This is a genomic window from Rhizobium sp. BE258 (assembly GCF_031457345.1).
GTDB lineage: Bacteria > Pseudomonadota > Alphaproteobacteria > Rhizobiales > Rhizobiaceae > Rhizobium.
On sequence record NZ_JAVDWL010000004.1, the window covers coordinates 730,503 to 751,111 of the forward strand.

Annotated in this window: 17 protein-coding genes and 2 pseudogenes; 12 read left to right on the forward strand and 7 right to left on the reverse strand. The window is 58.3% G+C overall.

The genetic code is table 11. The features are described from left to right. Positions 1–1,280 precede the first annotated feature (1,280 nt). From J2X43_RS18135 to J2X43_RS18150, 4 genes are all read left to right on the forward strand, one after another. On the forward strand, positions 1,281–3,107 hold the full coding sequence (locus J2X43_RS18135; protein WP_405049620.1) for a glycoside hydrolase family 15 protein: 1,827 nt from the start codon (positions 1,281–1,283) through the stop codon (positions 3,105–3,107). 318 nt (positions 3,108–3,425) lie between these two features. Beyond that, the gene (locus tag J2X43_RS18140) at positions 3,426–3,644 is read left to right on the forward strand and encodes a hypothetical protein (protein WP_310295934.1); all 219 of its coding nucleotides are present in this window, start codon (positions 3,426–3,428) and stop codon (positions 3,642–3,644) included. 568 nt (positions 3,645–4,212) lie between these two features. Next, positions 4,213–4,929 (forward strand): YafY family protein, encoded by a 717-nt coding sequence (locus J2X43_RS18145; RefSeq protein ID WP_112517590.1) that lies wholly within the window; start codon positions 4,213–4,215, stop codon positions 4,927–4,929. Between the two features lie 46 nt (positions 4,930–4,975). Then, the gene (locus J2X43_RS18150; RefSeq protein ID WP_310295938.1) at positions 4,976–5,344 is read left to right on the forward strand and encodes a DUF1330 domain-containing protein; all 369 of its coding nucleotides are present in this window, start codon (positions 4,976–4,978) and stop codon (positions 5,342–5,344) included. Positions 5,345–6,324: 980 nt separating this feature from the next. On the opposite strand, the gene J2X43_RS18155 is transcribed toward J2X43_RS18150, so the two are convergent. Genes J2X43_RS18155 through J2X43_RS18170 form a run of 4 tightly spaced genes read right to left on the reverse strand, consistent with a single transcriptional unit; the run spans position 6,325 to position 10,939 of the window. Next, the gene (locus J2X43_RS18155; protein ID WP_310295941.1) at positions 6,325–7,161 is read right to left on the reverse strand and encodes an alpha/beta hydrolase; all 837 of its coding nucleotides are present in this window, start codon (positions 7,159–7,161) and stop codon (positions 6,325–6,327) included. 16 nt (positions 7,162–7,177) lie between these two features. Further along, positions 7,178–8,665 (reverse strand): NAD-dependent succinate-semialdehyde dehydrogenase, encoded by a 1,488-nt coding sequence (locus J2X43_RS18160; protein WP_310296035.1) that lies wholly within the window; start codon positions 8,663–8,665, stop codon positions 7,178–7,180. 16 nt (positions 8,666–8,681) lie between these two features. Continuing rightward, complete coding sequence (locus J2X43_RS18165) at positions 8,682–9,908, reverse strand: iron-containing alcohol dehydrogenase (RefSeq protein WP_310295943.1); 1,227 nt, start codon at positions 9,906–9,908, stop codon at positions 8,682–8,684. Beyond that, positions 9,905–10,939 (reverse strand): Ldh family oxidoreductase, encoded by a 1,035-nt coding sequence (locus J2X43_RS18170; RefSeq protein ID WP_310295946.1) that lies wholly within the window; start codon positions 10,937–10,939, stop codon positions 9,905–9,907. Before J2X43_RS18170 ends, J2X43_RS18165 begins: the two co-directional genes overlap by 4 nt. Positions 10,940–11,027: 88 nt before the next feature. Here J2X43_RS18170 and J2X43_RS18175 point away from each other — a divergent pair, with 88 nt between their 5' ends. The 5 genes from J2X43_RS18175 (at position 11,028) to J2X43_RS18195 (ending at position 15,990) form a co-directional block, all read left to right on the forward strand. Beyond that, on the forward strand, positions 11,028–11,729 hold the full coding sequence (locus J2X43_RS18175; protein ID WP_310295948.1) for a GntR family transcriptional regulator: 702 nt from the start codon (positions 11,028–11,030) through the stop codon (positions 11,727–11,729). A 10-nt stretch (positions 11,730–11,739) separates the two neighbouring features. Then, positions 11,740–13,317, forward strand: coding sequence for a sugar ABC transporter ATP-binding protein (locus J2X43_RS18180; RefSeq protein ID WP_310295950.1), 1,578 nt, complete (start codon positions 11,740–11,742; stop codon positions 13,315–13,317). After that, positions 13,314–14,306 (forward strand): ABC transporter permease, encoded by a 993-nt coding sequence (locus J2X43_RS18185; protein WP_112386526.1) that lies wholly within the window; start codon positions 13,314–13,316, stop codon positions 14,304–14,306. The genes J2X43_RS18180 and J2X43_RS18185 overlap by 4 nt, the downstream gene beginning before the upstream one ends. Before the next feature lie 57 nt (positions 14,307–14,363). Then, entirely contained in the window at positions 14,364–15,314 is a 951-nt protein-coding gene (locus J2X43_RS18190) for a substrate-binding domain-containing protein (RefSeq protein ID WP_310295951.1), read from the forward strand. A 61-nt stretch (positions 15,315–15,375) separates the two neighbouring features. Further along, positions 15,376–15,990: a DJ-1/PfpI family protein gene (locus J2X43_RS18195; protein WP_310295952.1), complete on the forward strand. Its 615-nt coding sequence runs from the start codon at positions 15,376–15,378 to the stop codon at positions 15,988–15,990. Between the two features lie 200 nt (positions 15,991–16,190). Here J2X43_RS18195 and J2X43_RS18200 read toward each other — a convergent pair. The 3 genes and pseudogenes from J2X43_RS18200 to J2X43_RS18210 form a co-directional block, all read right to left on the reverse strand. Then, positions 16,191–16,424 (reverse strand): annotated as a pseudogene (locus J2X43_RS18200) (helix-turn-helix domain-containing protein); the annotation flags it as partial. A gap of 680 nt (positions 16,425–17,104) precedes the next feature. Beyond that, a pseudogene (locus J2X43_RS18205) lies at positions 17,105–17,572 on the reverse strand (methyltransferase domain-containing protein); the annotation flags it as partial. Then, positions 17,566–17,898: a methyltransferase domain-containing protein gene (locus J2X43_RS18210; RefSeq protein ID WP_310295953.1), complete on the reverse strand. Its 333-nt coding sequence runs from the start codon at positions 17,896–17,898 to the stop codon at positions 17,566–17,568. The pseudogene J2X43_RS18205 and the gene J2X43_RS18210, both read right to left, overlap by 7 nt. A 297-nt stretch (positions 17,899–18,195) precedes the next feature. Between J2X43_RS18210 and J2X43_RS18215 the strand changes: the two genes are divergently transcribed. From J2X43_RS18215 to J2X43_RS18225, 3 genes are all read left to right on the forward strand, one after another. Further along, complete coding sequence (locus J2X43_RS18215; RefSeq protein WP_310295954.1) at positions 18,196–19,062, forward strand: transglutaminase family protein; 867 nt, start codon at positions 18,196–18,198, stop codon at positions 19,060–19,062. A gap of 426 nt (positions 19,063–19,488) precedes the next feature. Then, the gene (locus tag J2X43_RS18220) at positions 19,489–19,695 is read left to right on the forward strand and encodes a hypothetical protein (RefSeq protein ID WP_405049607.1); all 207 of its coding nucleotides are present in this window, start codon (positions 19,489–19,491) and stop codon (positions 19,693–19,695) included. Continuing rightward, entirely contained in the window at positions 19,692–20,507 is an 816-nt protein-coding gene (locus tag J2X43_RS18225; RefSeq protein ID WP_310295959.1) for a haloacid dehalogenase type II, read from the forward strand. The genes J2X43_RS18220 and J2X43_RS18225 overlap by 4 nt, the downstream gene beginning before the upstream one ends. The last annotated feature ends 102 nt before the right edge of the window (positions 20,508–20,609 follow it).

Below are 20,609 nucleotides of genomic sequence, written 5' to 3' on the forward strand. Positions count from 1 at the left end.
CTGGAAGCCGAGCAACGCATTAAAGTAGCAGTCTCATGAGAGATTTCTCGTCTTTGATGCCATTGCGACATGCGAGAAGGATTTGCTTTGCAATCTCTTCTCGATGCATGTCGAGAGCGACCTGCTTAACTGTGCAGATATGGTTGAACACTCGTTGGCAGATGGCGAGCTCGTCTGGCGACAGCATCGAATCGTCTTTATGGAAGAACATGGCGGCAGCTCCACGCGCGTTTGCGTTTGCGCAACTTTAGCGCCGACATTATTTTGGGCCAACCCCACCACCGCCCCATCAAGAACGGAAGTCGACGCCAGGAACTGGCGAGCCTTTAGGTTGTAACACGAAGCACGCTTTCGTTCGATGAAGGAGACCATGATCTGCTCGGGGAGGATTGTCGCCCGCTGGCAGGCGGGGTCGTATGCCATTCGGCCCCGGGCGTCTCGCCTTCACCGGGACCCTATGGCCGTCTGGGATCTCGACAATCGGGAAGAGGGCGCCGGCAGGTTTTGGCACAAAATGCACCGAGCAATGGAACGGGGGATCGGCATAGCTCTAGACTATGCCATTGCAGCGCTTCGTATTATCGGAAGACGTCGTTACCAGCCCTTATCCCATCACGTTCGATAAGCGAATCCTCGATCCCGCCCCACTGGCAAGGGCAATGATCAACCTCTGGGCCGCGGCGTTGCAGACCGGAAGCGATGCAAGCGACATTTGCCTTCGGCTTCCGAAAGCGCAGTCCGATGGAAACTCCTATCAGATGGGTATCACTGTCACCAAAACCGTGAGTGGGGGCGTGAAAGTGGGGCTGGCAAGCCTCGGGATCACGGCCGGAGGCGACCTGAAGGCAACGACTGGCGGTACGGTAACCATCAGATTCAGGGCGCATGACTTCGCGAAACCGACCCCGCCCCGTCCAAGGCCTTGCAAGCGCGCTGATCCACGTGAAGATTGCCGACTACAGCACCTTGTGGTGCCAGGCTGGTCCGCTCTAGGTCGCCGCCCTAGGTCTATAGCCGCATCAGAATTGAACCGAATGGAATCCGCCGTTCGTGGTCGGTTCGCACGACGGTCGCGGATGTCGGCGCCTGCACCCCGATTGCGTGGATTACCCAATAGAAGCACCGATTGTACAAGGGCCGGCACTCCCTATAGCGGCCTTCAGCATGCTCTTCCTTGTCGTTTATGTCAGGTGCGCCAGATCGCCAAGTAGCGGGCACGGTGCATCACAGACTAGAAAGAGGACGCGATGGATAACAAAATCGAGGTGACGGGGAGTGCGATGGACGCGGATGTTACGGCGCGCGCCGTGGCGAATATTCCGCGAACAATAGAGAGCCACGGCGTCATTGGCGATCTTGCGACGATCGCGCTCGTCGCGACAGACGGTACGATCGACTTCCTGTGTTGGCCTGACTTCGACAGCCCGTCGATATTCGCTGCATTGCTCGATCCGGAGCGCGGCGGAATGTTTCAGATCGCACCGGACCTTCCCAATGCCCGCGTAACCCAACAATACTTTCCGGACACGAACGTCTTGCTGACACGATGGATGGCGAACGAGGCCAGCGGAGAGCTTACGGACTTCATGTATGTGAAGAACCGGCGTAGCGATGGGTCCAGCATGCTGGTCCGACGGTTCAGAGCGACCCGAGGCACGATGACGATCCGCGCGACCTGCTCCCCGAGATTCGATTACGCCTCCAAACGAATATCCCCGCAGCTTGATGGCGTCACAGCCACCTGGCGACATCCCAATGGCGAGGTGGTGCGGCTGGTGGCGGGCGCACCACTCGGCGAGATCGACGGCGCCGTCACCGCGCAGATCACGCTCCGCGCGGGCGAGGTCGTCGATTTCATACTCGACGACGGCGACGACGGGTTCGATGAGACACCTCAAAGGATGGAGGACCAGACCGTCGCCTTTTGGCAGGACTGGGCAAGGCAGTCGACCTACCGCGGGCGGTGGCGCGAAATGGTCAACCGTTCCGCGCTGACGTTGAAGCTCATGACGTCGCGCAAACACGGTTCAGTGATCGCTGCGGCAACGTTCGGTTTGCCTGAGGCGCCGGGCGGCAGCCGCAATTGGGATTACCGTGCCACTTGGATCAGAGACGCATCCTTCACGGTCTACGCGCTGATGAGGCTTGGCTATCGACAAGAGGCGATGGCATTTAACAACTGGATCGGGCAGCGTGCAGCCGCATGCGACGCTGGCGGCCGCCTGAAGATCATGTACGCGGTAGATGGTGGAGAGGTGCCAGACGAGATCAACCTCGATCATCTACGAGGATATGGCGGCGCCACACCTGTGCGTGTTGGCAACAAGGCGTCCGAGCAGTCCCAGCTCGACATATACGGCGAGCTCCTCGATTCAATTTATTTGAGCAACAAATATGGGCATGCGATCTCTCACGATCACTGGGAGGGCGTCCGCGAGGTGATCGAGTACGTCTGCGACCACTGGCAGGATCCTGATGCTGGGATCTGGGAGATGCGCCGAGAGCCCCAGGAATTCCTTCATTCGCGGCTCATGTGCTGGGTGGCGGTCGACCGCGGAATCCGTCTGGCGACGAAACGATCGCTAGCCGCTCCTTTCGTCAAGTGGCAAGACGTGAGGAACGATATCTATAACGATATCTGGACCAACTTCTGGAATAAAGAGAAGGGTCACTTTGTCCAGACCAAGGACGGCGAAATGCTCGACGCCTCGCTTCTCCTGATGCCGCTTGTGAGGTTCGTTAGCGCAACCGATCCGCGGTGGCTTTCAACGCTGGAGGCTATTGGCGCACAGTTGGCTGACGACGGCGTCGTTCACCGGTACAGAAGCGACGACGGCCTCGACGGGGAAGAGGGCGCTTTTTCCGCCTGCTCATTCTGGTATGCTGAGTGCCTGGCTCGGGCAGGGAAGAGTCAGAAAGCTCGCAGGGTTTTCGAAGCGGCCTTGAACTACGCCAACCATCTCGGACTTTACGCCGAAGAGTTCGACGCCCAGGCGCGACTAGCCGGCAATTTCCCGCAAGCTTTTACCCATTTGGCCTTGATCAGCGCTGCGTTCTATCTCGACCGGGAGCTTGATGATCGAAACAGCCAAGAATGGCGTCCGTAAAATAGGCCTGTGGTGCATTTTGCTTTGACTGAGCACAGGTGATGGTCGGGCTCGATCGCCGCCGGAACTTGCCTTCATCCTCCGCGTTCTCACAAACGAGGAGGAATGCCAAATGTCAGTCCCATTCGAGCCAGTCGCGCCGCCGCCGAAAGTGCCCCCGCTCGACAATCCGCCGGACCCCGATCGAATTCCGGGCGAAGAACCGCTTCCGGATCCGGAACCGGACGACGGCGGGGCGCCGATCTCAAGAAGTTCCACTCGCTACTCGACATGGGGGATGCTCTGCACGGGCGTTAGACTGCAGCCCGAGGATCGCAAATGAGCGGCGACTGGAAAGACAATCTACGTGACCAGCTCGAAGACTTGGTCGACTCTCTAGTCGTGAAAGGTGCCAAGCAGTGCGACGTCTATGACGCGATCGTCGATGAAATCGGAACCCTACAGAAGGCATACGACCGCGATCCAGACCCGGCCGAAGACAGGCCGGGTGCGGAGGCCGAGGAACCTTCGAACGAATGGCCCGGCGCGCTGCCTTAAGGGCAGGCGGCTTAGGCCACGCTGGGCGAACCCCGTCGGCCCACGACATGCCAAACCAGACCGCGGAATCCGGCCCCTTGCTCCATTCGAGCAACGCGTCGTGTGCTTTGACGGCCTCGCACGAAAGGCCGGTCGCCACGATGTCGTCCATCGCTTCGTCGACGATGATTTCTATGTTGCGGAGCAGCCAAAAAGAACACGAGGTGCGTTGCGGTTAATAACTAGACACGCCTGATGTAGCAACTGCACGGGGCGACGTCTGACGACCGGGTCGTTTTGCCTGCCGCATGGGACGATGGTCGGCATCGAAAAGCTCTAAAGGATCTCCTGTATCGAACACGATGCCATCGCGGCGTACGACTCGTGCGTCTCGGGCGGCGGCGGAACAACGACATCGTACCGATAATGGGGGACACGACGTCGCCCAAGGTCAGGGACATGGACGAACGCGATCGTCACATCGATACCCTTAAAGTGAAGGCGCGGAATTTCCAATAGATGTCCCTTCTTGGACGCCGCCCGCGAAAGCACTAGATATCTCAGACCGAAAGACAGGACCATTCGCTGAATGTCGAGAACGAGCCGCCTCTTCGAAATGCTGGGCATGCTTCGCACACGACGAACGCCGGTAACCGCGCTGGAGCTGGCGCAGGAACTTGGGATCTCCGAAAGAAGCGTATATCGGGACATCGAAACGCTTCGTCTGCTCGGAGCACCTCTCGACGGGCAGGCGGGCGTCGGGTTTCTACTGCGCGACGGTTTCTTTCTGCCGAACTTCGCATTCTCGGCCGAAGAGGTTGACGCTCTGATCCTTGGGCTGACCTGGGTGCAGCAGAGAGCCGATCCGGCTCTTTCTCAGAGCAGCGACAGCGCTCTGGCGAAAATCCTCTCGTCTCGGACCGACCGGCTGCATGACGAACACGCGCCGGCACTCGTTTCGGCAGCATCGATCTCTCAGCGGCCCGATCCGGCGCAGGTCGGGATGCTGCGTGATGCGATCCGTCGCCTGCGAAAGGTCGCGATCGCATACGAGGATGCTGGCGGCGCTATGTCTGAACGTGTCGTCTGGCCGATCACGATCGTGTATTTCGACGACGTGCGTGTTCTAGCCGCGTGGTGCGAAGCCAAGTCGGCATTCCGTCACTTCCGCGTCGACCGTGTTCGGTCCGCGTCGATCCTCGACGACCGGTATCCGGAACGACGGTCTCTGCTCATGCGGCGCTGGCGCGAGCAAGATCGGGACTGGCGTTCGTTCCTGACAGTTTCTGACGGTGCAAGAGGTTAGACTTTCCGAAGCGTCCCCAAGGACGCTCTGAATGAAAGGATAGCTTATGGTCGCGTTTTCACCCGACGTCTTTGAAAAGTTCCTCTCTGAAGAGGACGACGCCCCTGTCGTGATGCTGAACCTTCTACGGTTCGTCCCCGAGGGCGGCCGGGAACGGCATCTGGAATACCTCAGAATGGCGGAACCCATTCTAGCCCGCTTTGGTGCACGGATATTGTTCCGTGGCGACGGCCTCGATGTCCTTACGACCGGGCCGGTGGAAGGGTGGGACGCAGTGCTGTTAGTCCGGTACCCGCGGCGGACGGCATTCAGAGAAATGGTGGAAGACGCCGAGTATCAGAAGGCGTTTGAAGTAGGAAAGTCGGCCCTTGCAGATATCGTCCTGCAACCTTTGCAGATATCGAAAGGACTATGAATAAACCACCATCGGCTGCCGCGCCGTAGTACCGCAGCAGCCCGCATTTGCTCCGCACGTTTACACCGGAGGGGAAGTGGGGTTTCCGTTCAAGCGGGGTGTGGGTTCTCGGTTCAAAATCCTCATCGCCCGTCTGGCGGCGAACTTGACTTTCCTCGGTGTCGATCCTGCGTCCCTTACGAAGATCATCTTCACCCACGCGTACCCGGATCATTCGGGCGAAACGACGCTGCCGGACGGGGCTTTGCCGTTTCCAAACGCCGATATCAAATCAGCGAAGCCAAGTGGTCTTTCTGTACGGATCCGAACTACGAGACGTCCAGCCGGAGCCGCTTTACGCCTTCGCCCGTGGGGCACAGCGCGACCTCTTTGCCGTGAAGGATTGGCTGACGCACGTCGAGATAGGCGACGAAATCGTGTCAGGTTTGAACGTCGTAAGCACGCGAGGTCACACGCCAGGACACATCTCGATGGTACAGGGCGGCGACGGCAACCTGCTGAAAGCGGGGCGACGTCATCCCAAACGACATCGTCTCCTTTGGCAATCCGAAATGGCATTTCGGCTTCACACCGAACAGAAAATCGCTCTCGCGAGCCGCGCTGCGCTACTCGTACAAGGCCGCGAATGAAAAGCTCCTTATGTTCGGCTACCACTGGATCTACGCCGGCGCCGGTTTCGTGGAGCCACGGCGCAGGATACATGTTCGTCGCGATGACCGAAAAATGGCTCCCGTGTTCAATTGGTCAAGCCCGAGCTCAACGAGATCGCGACGAAATGAAGGATGCGGTCATGACCTTTGCCTCCGAAGCAGCTTGGAAGCTCGTCGCAGTTCCCTGATCGACCCCACCTAAGTGTTATACTCCCGTTGGTTGTCAGCATGTTCGCAAGCGCGAGCTGCATACGCTCAAGCGGCCTGACCCTCATCAGGCGACGCTGGTCTAACTCATGTTCCGTTCGCACATATCCCTTTGGTTAGGACTTAACGCCTGCCTCCACGCGCGACGTATTGGATTAGGCCGGACAGGCTGTCGCTTGTTTCTGTGCCAACCACACCGAGATCTCGCACAGCATCCATATGGTTGCGATTGCGAATGACCCGTATCGAAACGGGGACACCCTGTTCCCGCAACACGTTGGCGAAGGCCTCCGATTGCCCGTGGAACGGCCTTGTTTCATTCTCGCCTACCGCCAAGATCGCGCGGCAAGAGGGATCGTACGAATGGCCTAGTGGCGTGAAGGCCGCGACCTCGTCATCCGTAAGAGCAATCTCGGCCTTTAAAAAGGACTGCTGTAAGGGAAGGAGATCGTAGAGGCCGCCCAGCAACAAGGCGCCATTGACAGAGGAACCCGTGGTGCTGCTTTGAAAAAGGAATGTTGAAAGATGGGCTCCTGCAGAATGACCACTGATCGTGAGCAATGAAGGGTCGCCACCGTGCTCTGCTATGTGATGAATGATCCATTGCTTGGCACGAACGACCTGATCTACCAGGACCTTCATCCTCACACCCGGCATCAACGCGTAGTCTACAATCACCGCGATCGCGCCAGCGCGTGTGGCTGTATTGGCAATGCAGGAGTATTCACGCTTTGACCACATCCGCCAGTATCCGCCGTGGATGAACATGTGAACCGGAAGATTTTGACGAGGCCCTTCTGGGAAAAAGATGTCCAACGATTCACTCGGGCCATCGCCATAGGCGACGTCCGCTATCATGGGTAACGTTTCCCGCGCCTTGGCACTGGCCGCGACGATCTCTTCAACGATGACATCGAAATCCGCGACATGGTCGCGGATCCGAAAGGGGTCGGTCTCCAAAATCACTCCTCCAGGATTAGAAACTCGTGGCGATATATTTGGCTTCCATGAATTCAGCAATGCCATGGTGCTGACCGCCTTCGCGCCCAAGACCGCTCTGCTTCACTCCGCCGAAGGGCGCGGCCGGATCAGAGACGAGCCCCCGATTGAGCGCGATCATACCCGCTTCGATGCCGGAAGAGACGCGTAGCCCACGCGCTATATCACGCGTGTAGACGTAAGCGGCAAGCCCGTATTCGGTTTCGTTTGCCCGTTCGATGGCCTCGTGTTCGGTTTCGAACCGGTACAGAGGCGCGACCGGTCCGAAAATTTCCTCTGCCTTCATCTCTGAATCGTCAGAAACGTCTGCAAGCACCGTTGGCGGATAAAAGAACCCATCACCTGTTGTCGCATCACCGCCGCACAGGACGCGCGCACCTTTCGCCTTGGAATCTTCGACCAGGCGGCTGATCTTTTCTACCGCCTTTCGGGTTATCATCGGGCCGCATTCGGTGTCAGCCTCAACGCCCGCCCCGACTTTGAGCGCAACCATACGCTTCGTGAGACCTTCAGCGAACTGGTCGTAGATCCCGGACTGCACGTAGAAGCGGTTTGCCGCCGTGCAGGCCTCTCCCGCATTGCGCATCTTGGCAATCATCGCGCCCTCGAGCGCCGCATCGAGATCCGCGTCATTGAAAACCAGGAACGGTGCATTGCCACCAAGCTCCATCGAGCAAGATATGACATGCTTGGCCGCTTCAGCGAGCAGCTGGCGGCCGACACCTGTTGACCCCGTGAAGGAAAGCTTCCTGACCCGTGGGTCGGCCAGAACCACCTCGGTCATCGGGCCAGGGGTCGTTGTCGTCAGTACGTTGACGACGCCCTTCGGTACGCCGGCCTCTTCATATATTGCGGCCAGAGCATAGGCTGTCAGCGGCGTCTCGCTTGCCGGTTTCAAGATTACCGTACAGCCAGCCGCTAGTGCCGGAGCTATTTTGCGGGTGGCCATCGCCGCCGGAAAATTCCACGGCGTAATCAGCAGGCAAATGCCAATTGGCTGATAGTCGACGATAATGCGGTTGGTGCCAGATGGCGCAATGCCGAATTCGCCGGTGATGCGAACGGCTTCCTCGGCATTCCAGCGAAAGAATTCGGCAGCGTAAGCGACCTCGCCCCGCGCGTCTCGCAACGCCTTGCCGTTCTCCATCGAGATCAACGACGCGAGCATCTCCGAGCGTTCAAGCATCAGTTCGAAGCATCGGCGCAAAATTTCGGAGCGCCTGCGGGGAGGCGTTGCGCGCCACGCAGGTGCCGCTGCCGCGGCGGCATCAATGCTCCTGCGTGCATCATCGATCGTGGCATCTGGCACGGATGTCAGAACTCTACCTGTAGAGGGATCGATGACATCGATCTGTTGTCCGGACCGAGACTGTCGCCATTCTCCGTCGATGTAGAGCCCGCGAGCGGCGGCTGCGATGTCCGGGACTTGATGATTGGAATTAGAGATCTGCTGGGCAATGGTCATGATGTTTCCTCGATAACTAGATGGCGGATGCGGCCAGATCGCCGTCATAGGCCGCTTTGACGAGACGCTTCATCGCCTCGAGGTCGAAGGGCCGTGGATTGTTCTTGATGAGCCGGTCAATTCCGAAGGCCTGTTCGGCCGTCCAGTCGAGCTTGTCTTGGGCCAGCCCGAGATCGGCGAGCGTGCGGGTGATACCGATCGCCGCAAACAGTCTGCCAATTTCCTCGATTGCGGCGATCGCTAGCTGCTTTTCGTCGAGGTCCGGTGTCGCCAGACCGAGCGCGGTTCCGATCTCGGACATTTCGGAAATTGACGCAGACAGATTGTAGTTCATGACGTAGGGCATCATGGTTGCAACACCGAGGCCATGGGCGGTATGCGTCAGAGCACCTGCGGGATATTGAATGGCATGAGCCGCGGCGGTACCGGCTGTCCCGAACGCGCAGCCTGCTGCAAGCGCCCCCATCATCACCTCTGCACGCGCATCTTCGTCGGAGCCATCCTTGCAGGCTTTCTCAAGACTGCGGCCGAGAAGCTTGATAGCCAAAAGGGCGAAATGGTCCGTCAGCGCACTTTTGCCGATAAAGACGTGGTTTTGCGCCAGTGCGTGATCCGTCCCGCGGCGAGCGGCGGTAAAGGCTTCGATCGCGTGGGTGAGGGCGTCGGCTCCTGCGATCGCCGTTAGACCCGGTGGGCAGGTCATCGTCAGTTCCGGGTCGCAGATCGCCGCCGTGGCAATCAAATAGGGGCTCGATATCCCGACCTTCAAAGTGCGTTCGGCGTCCGAGATCACTGCCACGGGCGTTACCTCCGAGCCGGTACCTGCCGTCGTCGGAACAGCAATGACAGGGATCGTCGGGCCTGGAACTTTGTATTCGCCGTAGTAGTCCTTCAGTTTACCGCCGTGGGTCAGCAATAGGGCGGCGCACTTTGCCATATCCAGGCAGCTTCCCCCGCCAATGCCGATCACCATCTCAGGATCAAAATCGCGGGCATATTCGACGCAGACCGATACGCTATCAGCAGGGACGTCTGGTTGGACCCCATCATGGATCAGGAAATCGATGGATGCGGCTTCGAGGGCCTTCACCAACTCGGCAAACACGCCGGTGCCGGCGAGCCGCTCGTCGGTGCAGATCAAGGCACGCCGTCCAAGCCTAGCTGCGACAGTTGGCAAGGCGTGACGTTGCCCTTTGCCAAACAGAATTTCTTGGGGAAGCCGTAGAGCGGCGAAAAGGGTCATTGTCCATGTCCTTTGACAAGCGATTTGCTGGAGTGAGAGAGGGCGTTCAGTTCGTCCCAAAGCCTGGCCGAAATCTCGATGCCATCGGAAAGTGCACCTTCGCGTCGAGCCGACGCGCCGTCGCCTGGAACGGTCACGCGCATGCCTGGATCCGACGGGCGGGAACTGCGTACGCTGTCGAGATAGGCGCTGAAGCAGGCTAGGAACTCGGGTTGTTCGCCGACATCAATGGCAATGAGCACATCGCCTTTGTTGCATATGGCGTCGGCGTCGAGCGTCCCTCGGACGTCTGGCGCGATTGCGGATCTCGCAATCGACGCCACCATCAGCTCCAGCGCCATGCCGAGAGCATAGCCCTTGGCTTCGCCGAAGGGTGCGATCGAGCCCGTCATGGCGGCCGCCGCATTAGTTGTCGGTCTCCCGTTGGCATCGCATGCCCAGCCTTCAGGTATTGGCAAACCGTTTGCGGCATGATGGTGTATCTTGCCCATTGAAACGATGGCGGTAGCGAGGTCGACCACCAGTGGCCTGCCTGCCGTCGGTACTGCGATTGCCAACGGGTTGGTTCCTAAGAGAGCCCGCGTCCCACGGTAGGGGTGCACGAGTGCCTCGCTGGAGGACATGGCAAGCCCGATCAAGCCCTTCTCGGCAAAGCGCTCGACGTAATAAGCGAGCATACCGAGATGGTTGGAGTTGCGGATGCCAGCAACGGCGATACCAGTCTTATGAGCTTGCTCCGCAATTCGTTCTAGCGCGGAGATAGCGACGACTGGGCCAAGTCCTTTCAACCCATCGACCTCCAAAAATGATGATGAGCGCCAATGCGCATTGCCCTCGGTGGCTGGGTCGATTAGGTCGCGTTCGATGCGGGTGAGAATACGAGGAAGGCGTTGCAGCCCGTGCGATGGGTGGCCTTTGAGCTCGCCCTCGATAAGCACGCACGCCTGAAGATCGGCGCATTTTGAGGGTGCGCCGCGCTCGACCAGGAGCCGCCCAGCCAGCTCTAAAGCTTTCTCCGGATCAACCTTCACGTCCGCTCCAATTTAAAATCCTATAGGATATGGGATTGCATATAGCGGAGCATCGTGGTAGCGGTAGGTCATGTCAAGAGGCAAAAACATGCAACAAAGAAATCAGACTGCCGCACCTGAAGTGTTCGATACGAGTGGATTTATCCAGCGCGCAAACAGTCTTGCAGGGAGCGTCTACGAGGCGATTTTCGCGCAGTTGATGTCGTTAAAAATTGCGCCCGGTGCCAGGATCACGGTCGATAACCTCGTCAAAGAGCTCAACGTCTCGCAGACGCCTATTCGCGAAGCGCTAGGACGGCTAGAGGGCGAGGGTCTTGTCATCAAGACTCATCTCATCGGCTTTAGTGCCGCGCCGCAAATCACCCGACGCCGTTTCGATGAACTTTATCAGCTCCGACTGCTTCTTGAGCCCGACAGTGCGGCCAGGGCGGCCACTGCCATGGATGAGGGCAAGCTCGCATCGCTACGGGCGGCAGCTGGCCTCATGGGCCGTCGTGAAGGCGGTGATGAACGCCTGCGCTACTCGACCTTCGCGCGGCAAGACGCAATGTTCCACGACAAGATCTTGGAGATCGCCGGCAACGAGCTCATTCGCGAGACCCTCAATCATCAGCACACCCATTTCCACATCTTTCGTTTGATGTTCCATTCGCGGGTGACCGAGGAAGCGCTGGACGAACACGAGGCGCTCCTGGGTGCACTGGAGGCGGGTGACTCGTCTGCAGCGGAGCGCGCAATGCGCGAGCATCTGGAGCATTCTCGCGACCGGCTCCTGCCGGCATTCGACTGAGGAGAGCCGAATGCCGAACGTCGTCAGCATCGAGAGGCGGGGGAGGGAAGATGTGAGGGAGATCGGCGAAGCTGTTCGGCATCCGGTTCTGCGCGCGTCGGCTCTGTCGAAGCAATACGGCCCGGTCACGGTCTTGTCCGATATCACGTTGGATATTCTGCCTGGCGAAATCCACGCCATTATCGGCGAAAACGGCGCAGGAAAATCCACTTTCATGCGCTTGCTGTCGGGATACGCCGAGCCGACCGGTGGATCGCTATCGATGGGGACTGGCGAAGTCAGGTTCGCCAAGCCTGAACAGGCCCAGGAAGCCGGTATTGTTCTTGTTCATCAAGAGATCCTGCTTGCCGATGGGCTGACGGTTGCCGAGAACGTGTTTCTCGGCAGGGAGATGATGCGAAATGGTGTTGTCGATGACAAAACCATGCGCCGCCTGACAGCAGAGAAGCTCGCCGAGCTTGGCTGCGTCGCGTCGCCCAACGCACTCGTTCGCGACATTTCGCTCGCGGACCGTCAGCTTGTGCAGATCGCCCGTGCCCTCCTTGACGATTACAAGCTGGTCATCTTCGATGAACCGACAGCTGTTCTCACCGGAGAGGAAGTAGACCGGCTTCTCGTCATCATCCTACGCCTGAGGGCGCAAGGCGCTGCCATCCTTTATATCAGCCATAGGCTCGACGAAGTGCAGCGACTTGCTGACAAGGTCACGGTTCTGCGCGACGGCAAGATGGTAGGGACCTACCCCGGGCAGACGCTCAGCCAAATGGACATGGCGCGTTTGATGGTCGGCCGCGATCTCTCAGCCCTCTATCCCCCAAAGCGGGCACATGCCTTAACCGGGACGATCCTGGCGGTGCGCAATCTCACGGTCCCGGGATTTGCGAGGGACGTTTCATTTGACGTCCGCAAATCAGAAATCCTCGGCTTCGCCGGAATGATCGGCGCTGGTCGAACGGAGCTCTTCGAAGGAATTATGGGCCTGCGTCCAGCCTCTGGCTCGGTCGAATTGTTGGGCAAGTCAATTGATATTCATTCGCCGCGTGCCGCGCTCGACGCTGGCATCGGCTACCTGACCGAGGACCGCAAGGGCAAGGGGCTTCTCCTGCATGAGCGACTGGCCCCGAACCTGACGCTCTCGGCGCTCGGCCGTTTCCATCCTGGCCTTCTCATGCGACGTCGCCGCGAACAGGAGGCCCTTACAGAGGCGGTCAACCAATATGACATTCGCGTGAAGGACATCGGGGTCAATGCTGGCCAGCTGTCCGGCGGAAACCAGCAAAAGCTTCTTCTTGCAAAAGTCTTGCTCACGAACCCTTCGGTGGTCGTCATCGATGAACCGACGCGCGGAATCGATATCGCTAACAAGGCGCAAATCTACGCCTTCATCCAGCAGCTCGTGTCACAGGGGAAGACTTGCATCGTCGTCTCGTCGGAGATGCAGGAACTCATCGGCATCTGCGATCGCATCGTGGTGATGAGGGAAGGGCGTATCGCAGGTGAAGTGTCCGGGGAGGCTATGACCGAACACGCTGTCGCGCTTCTGGCAACGAGCGACACTGCGGCAAGCAACGAGGGAGGTAGAAGATGACGGTTATTACGGGCACCACGGCGGTTAAGCCGGACCGGGAGTGGAATATCAGATGGTCTGATATTGGTCCGTTCCTCGCACTTGCGGCGCTGATGGTCATCGGCTTCGCAATCAATCAGGACTTCCTGTCGGCGACCAATCTTGCGAATGTGATCACGCGAAGCGCCTTCATAGCCATTATTGCTGTCGGTGCGACATTCGTTATTTCTTCTGGTGGCCTTGATCTTTCGGTCGGCTCGATGGCGGCGTTCATCACCGGGATCACCATCATGTTTATGAATCGGATGGCACCAGAGTGGGGCGTGTCTGCAATCCCCGCGGGGATGGTGGTGGCTGTCGGCGTCGGTCTGTTCTGCGGCTTGATGAACGGCCTTATCGTCACGATCGGGAAAATCGAACCCTTCATTGCAACGCTCGGCACGATGGGGATTTTCAGGGCCCTGATCACCTACATGTCGGACGGCGGCACGATCCCAATCGATCGCAGCCTGCGTGACGCCTATCGACCAGTGTATTTCGGCACGTTCGGGGGCATCCCGTATCCCATCCTGATATCGATCGCGGTTGCGGCGGTAGCGTCGTTCATTCTCTACAAAATGAAGTACGGCCGAAAATGTGCCGCCGTCGGAGCCAACGAAGACGTCGCTCGCTACTCCGGTATCTCCATCATCAAGACACGCACGATCGCCTATGCCATCCAGGGTGCGTGCGTCGCGATTGCTGCCATCTGCTACGTTCCACGGCTCGGTGCGGCGACGCCGACAACGGGTGTCCTCTGGGAACTGCAGGTCATCACCGCTGTAGTGATCGGCGGCACGGCGTTGCGCGGCGGCAAGGGACACGTCTGGGGAACAGTGGCAGGCGCGGTCATTCTCGAATTGATCGCCAATCTCATGGTGCTGTCCGACTTCGTCTCGGAGTACCTGGTGGCCGGCGTACAGGGCGTCATCATCATCATCGCCATGCTCATTCAACGGTTCTCGAAATAACCCGTGTCAGGACCACACGGGTTCACGATCTTAGGTCCAAATTCTGGGAGGAATGGAATGTCTACGAAGAAATGGATTGCGGCTGCGGCCGTTACGACGTTGCTCGCCGCAGGGCACGCGCTTGCCGCCGACAAGAAAGTCGTCGCAGTGTCGATACCGGCTGCAGACCACGGCTGGACGGCAGGGATCGTCTACCATGCGCAGGCGGCCGCGAAGGAAATCAACGCGGCATTTCCGAATGTCGAAGTCGTCGTCAAAACCTCGCCGTCGGCCACCGCTCAGGTGAGCGCGCTTGAGGATCTCTCGGCGGGCCGCAAGCTCGATGCGCTGGTCATCTTGCCCTATACATCGGAAGAGCTGACCACTCCTGTGAAAGCCGTAAAGGATTCAGGGACATTCATCACCGTTGTCGATCGCGGTCTTAACGACCCGACGATACAGGACCTCTACCTGGCAGGGGACAACATTGCTGTCGGCCGCAATACGGCAAAATTCATGATCGACAAGCTCGGCGGCAAGGGCAATCTCGTCGTGCTGCGCGGCATCCCGACCGTGATCGACGACGAGCGCATTCAAGGCTTTCAGGATACCATAAAAGGCACGGACCTGAAGGTCCTCGACATCCAATACGCCAACTGGAACAGCGATGAAGCGTTTAAACTCATGCAGGATTACCTTGCGAAGTATCCGCAGATCGACGCTGTATGGGCAAACGACGACGATATGCTGCTCGGTGTTCTCGAAGCGGTCAAGGAATCCGGGCGCAAGGACATCAAGCTAGCACTCGGCGGCAATGGCATGAAAGACATCGTCAAGAAGGTCATCGACGGTGATGCAATGACCCCTGTCGAAACACCGTACCCGCCTGCGATGATCAAGACCGCAATATACATGACAGTCGCAAACCTGGTCGGCCAAGCACCGGTTCGTGGGACGGTCAAGCTGGACGCACCGCTGATTACCCAGGAGAACGCCAAGGAATACTACTTCCCGGATTCTCCCTTCTGATTATTCACGTCAACCGGGGCGGCGAGCACCGCCCCATCGCATGAGCAAGAGGAGTAAAATCATGCCAGGCAAGAAGATACTGATGCTGACGGGCGAGTTCACAGAGGAATACGAGATTTTCGTTTACCAGCAGGCAATGGAAGCCGTTGGCCACACGGTGCACGTCGTCTGCCCTGACAAGAAGGCCGGCGATCTGATCAAGACCTCTCTGCACGACTTCGAGGGCGACCAGACCTATACCGAAAAGCTCGGTCACTTTTTTACGATCAACAAGACCTTCTCCGAGGCCGAGGCGCAGCTTGATCAGTATCACGCCGTCTACGCTGCCGGTGGTCGTGGTCCGGAATACATCCGTACCGACAAGCGTGTTCAGGCAATGGTTCGCCATTTCCATGAGAAGCAGAAGCCGATCTTCACAATCTGCCACGGCGTGCAAATACTGATTGCTGTCGATGGCGTCGTTCGAGGCAAGAAGGTTGGTGCACTGGGCGCCTGTGAACCGGAGGTTACCTTGGCGGGTGGAACGTATGTCGATCTCTCGCCGACCGAGGCGTATGTCGATGGTACAATGGTCTCCGCAAAAGGCTGGACAGCGCTTGCCGCTTTCATCCGCGAGTGCTTGAAGGTGCTTGGCACCGAGATCCATCACCGGGATGATGTAGCTCGGGCTGCGTAGACCAAACCTTGCACAAAATACTCGAACCCCTGTCCGCCCGCGGGCGGACTGGGAGTTCTTGCCTACGACTCAGCCGTCGCCAAAGCGTACCAACGATGTTTAAAACTGGAATCGCAGCCCGAATCTGCACGGCGTAGCGTTTCAGCTCGAGACATGTCGCCCCGACCACTTCTCTGGTGCGTTCCCCCGGCTGGCTGGCTTCGCCTCCTGTCAATCATGCCAGCAGAGCAGATATCGTGCGCGACCGTGCTGTAGTAGCCGTCATAGTCCGGTAGTTCGCGATCATCAAAGGTGTTGCGCTTGATCTCGCGGTAAATGGTGGAGCGGTAACGGCCAAGCTGGCGGACCATTTCGTGGATGGGAACATTTGCCGCCACCAGCTGCTGTCGGCGTCGTCGGTCGGCGAGAGTAAGCTGCGTATAGCAACGGGAGATACCAAAATCTTCGAAGTTAAGCCATTGACATTACTGCAATATCGGACTTGGAAACAGAATGTTCCGGCTACACATCATGTCGCGGGCGAGTTGAAATGTCCAATGTTCTGCAAAGTAGAAATGTCCGCAAGGCGCTCGCTGGCACACCGACCAGCCCCGATCTGAGCGGCTGGGCCGGGTTGAAAGGGCGGAGCGGGGCGGGTGAGCGGCACCCCTTCGGCTTTAGCTTTCTCAGTAGCAATTGCTCCGTCACCAGCTGATACTACCTTACACCGCATGGGGCGGATACGGGCTGCCGCACGATGCTTCCGGAAATCAAACTGCAGGGTGACGTCGATGTCGCCGCGCTGTCACCTCTTCTTCGCGGTATGGCACGATATCCATATTGCGCTGGCCGGAGCGGGTGGCCGGCGCCGTGGATATAATCGATGTTCTACGCGTGCATGATACGAGAGTCATTTGATCAATCAACCCGACCAGAACGGTTGCTACCGCTCGTCTGGCCTGCTGGTTCGCAGATCTCGCCGACGATGTTCCGTCGTTACGATGTATGGCACGAGGCGACAATTCTGGTAGTCGAACGATCGGACCAAATATCCCTAGTGGCGTGGTGTCGGCTTCCGAGCTCTCTCAGGAGATGATATATCTGCGATCATAAATACCCCCTAAGACGTACCAGGTCAGGCCGGACGAATGCCTTCGGCCCAAGACATCCCGAACCGGACTGCGGAATCCGGCGCGTTGCTCCAGGATATCAGGGCATCGAGGGCCGCGATGACAGCGGTCCGCGCGAGCCCGGTCGCGACGATATCATCGATCGCTTCCTCGATGATGCTGGCAATGTTGCGAACCACGTCCGCAAAATCCGGATCGCCCGCACATCCGCCAAAGAAGACAAGCGTGTCACGGCGAGGGAGAAGACCTGCCTGATGCAATAACTGCACAAGGCGACGCCCGACAAAAGGGTCATTTCCGTGCCTGTCGTAAGTCCGTTGATAAGCGATCCAAACGGGCGCGAATCCCGGCGGCTCTGGCCACAGCCGCAGGCCATCGTAGTCGTCGTCGGAGAGGATGACGCGTCCTCCCGGTCGGACCGCTTGCGCCATGTTGCGTACGACCTGCAGTGGATCTGGAATATGCTCTAGGACAAATCGCGCATGTGCGACGTCGAACCACCGCGCTCGTCGCCAAAAGGCGGATCGAGCGCATCTGCCTGCCTCATTTCCAACAAGGCGGTTTCGCCGTCCGCCTCGGCGATCTGTTCCGGGCTCCGCTCCAGACCGAGCACTGTGACACCCGTCGCTCGGGCCATCAGCCGCGAATATTGGCCGAGGCCGGCCCCAAAGTCCACGACGCGTTCCCCCGCGACGAGCTGCGCCGCGTTTAAACAATGTCCGTTTAGGCGCCTATTCAACGCGGTCAGCCGTTGTTGTTCAGCTTCGCTCGATCCATGCGCGTAGTGCGATGATGACATTCGTGCCCTCGCTGGAATGGCGCAATAAGGGTGCCAGAAACCTGGCGGATGTCAATGAAGTCGACCTTGGCTGTCGAGCGACTCTGAGATCGTGGGCAGCAACGTTTAGCGAATCATCAGAACAGGTTGCATCGCGAGGGTGTTGCTATCGTCAGTCATCATGAGCGAGCCGGCCGCGTTTGTAGTGTAGCTTCAGGCGCGGGATGCGTCGAGAAGCGGAACCAAATCGAACATTTTTGAGTTTCGCGGTTACCAGCGTCCTATCCTTATAAAACCCTCCCGATCGATCGGAACCCGATGACAGTCCGCTACAGTCTTAGCTGCGACCTTTCCTACGATGTGAAGTCACCAACGGTGTTCATCTTCAACCTCGAAGTTGCCAATCTCGTGCGCCACCACGATTTGGTCGAACGTCTGGTTATCACTCCAGATTACAAAACAAGGACTCACGTGGTTCCAGACATCCGTAATCGGTATTTCAGCATCGACGCGCCGCCTGGGCCTTTAAACGTGCGGTACGAAGCGGCTGTCACTCTGGACGCCTTCTGTGCAGACCCGAGTACTGTCAACGAGATGCAGTTAAACGCCGTCCCACTCGACATCATGCCATTCCTTCTGCCTTCACGCTTCGTCCCATCGGATAGGCTTGCAGCATTCGCGGAAAGGGAGTTTGGCGGGATGCCCACGGGGCATCGACGTGTCACGGCAATCTGTAACTGGATCTACGAGAATATCGACTACCAGCGCGGCGCCTCGAACGAGCAGACGACCGCAACGGAAAGCCTTATCAAGCGGGCCGGCGTCTGTCGCGACTTCTCCCACATCGGCATTGCATTCTGCCGTGCGCTTAACATTCCTACTCGCTACGTGTCCTGTTACGCCTACGGTCTCGAACCGCGTGACTTCCACGCCGTCTTCGAAGCCTACCTCGACGGGCGCTGGTGGCTTTTCGACGCTACCCGACAGGCTAACCTCGATGGTCTCGTTCGCATCGGCGTCGGGCGAGATGCGGCCGAGATCGCTTTTGCGTCTCCGTTCGGCGAAATGGAGCCCGGGCCGGTCCTTATCACCATCGATCGTGCGGACGGCACCCCGGAACCTCCGGTACGCACGAGCGAGGCCATCTCGACAGAAGAACCCGCGCCAAATGCCGGAGCGAATTAATGCATCATACGCCATTTCAAGTCGGGGATCGGGTCAGATTGTCTCCTGATACAATGCTCTGGACCGCAAGGACGGAACTTCGGGGAAAGACGGGCGACGTCACAGATGTCGTCTTCGATGGGACGTCTCTGGAGCGCATAACAGTCGCCTATGATGGAGTGGTCGAGTTCACGGGAATGTACGCTGGTCTCTTCGACAGGGCCTTGTTTGAAACCAGGAAGGAGTCGTGACTGTGTCCCACGCGAGTGCCGTACCTGCCCACCTGCAGCAGTTGCGCCGCATCGCCCAAACTCCGTTGTTGCTAAAGAGCACGGGAGTATGGATGTGACCACCTGACGACGATCTATGGATCCTAATAGAGGTACCTCTGCGCTAATCCGACCATTCAAATTACATCGAGACCCACTACGCCCAAAGGAGATGGAATTGGATAAGCAGGATAAAATTGTTGAAATAGCCGTAGCGACTAATGGTGATCGAATCGCTTTCGGCTTGATGAACGCTGAGCAGGCACTGGAGCTGCCGGACGAAATCGAAATGGAGGTTTCGTCCCCGGAGCACGAGGCGGGGTCGACCGAAACCTTCATCAGCAAGGGCGAATTCGCCGAGCAAGTAATGGCGGACGAGCAATGACTGGCGGGCCGGACGGCAAGCGGCAGGACAATTGGCCCGCGAAGAAGCGTTCGTTCGATTTGGTCGAGGCGACCGCCGACAAGGCGGTGGAGAAACACTCCTTCGAGAGGGTGCCGTCGGCAATGTTCGATCTCGACCCTGTACCGAAAGTTATCACGTTCGATTGCTACGGCACTCTCGTCCAATGGTACGAAGTTCTTTTAAGCGAAGTGGGGAGGGTGCTGGAGAGCAGCGGGCGAACAAATGTCGATGCCGGACAGATCCTTGAGAGTTTTTCCCAAGAAGCCAAGCGGACGACGGCCGAGAAGCCTCACAGGCTTTACAAGGATATTCTCCGCTCTGGGTTTCGTGTGGCTTTTCGAACGCACGATGTGGAGCTGCATACTGACGACCTCGAGCGTATCGCCAGTTCGCCTATGACGATGGGACCGCACCCGGACGTTCCGGAAGCGCTCAGGCGGCTTCGGCAGCACTACAAGTTGGCCATCTTCACAAACTCCGACGACGACCTGATCGCACCCACGGTCGAGCGCATCGGCGTCCCATTCGACTACGTCATCACCGCTGAACAGGCGCAAGCTTACAAGCCCTCGCGTGAATTTTTCGAGCATGCCTACCGGACTATCGGCCTATCGTCGGAAGAGACGGTGCATGTCGCTATGGGAATGTACTGGGATATGAAGGCCCGCTACGAGCTGGGTTTCCGGGGCTTTTGGGTCAACCGGCGGGACGAGACGGGAAACCCCGACTGGCTCCCGTACACCGAAGTTCTGGATGTTCAGGGTGCTGCAAACTTGCTGTTGCCTTCTTGAGAGCGACGTTGGAGCAGCGGTTTGAACTTGCTGTCGGCTGCTCGTTCCATGGAGACACAGGTCAATAGAACAGACGACATCCGCAACCGCACCCAGCGCCCC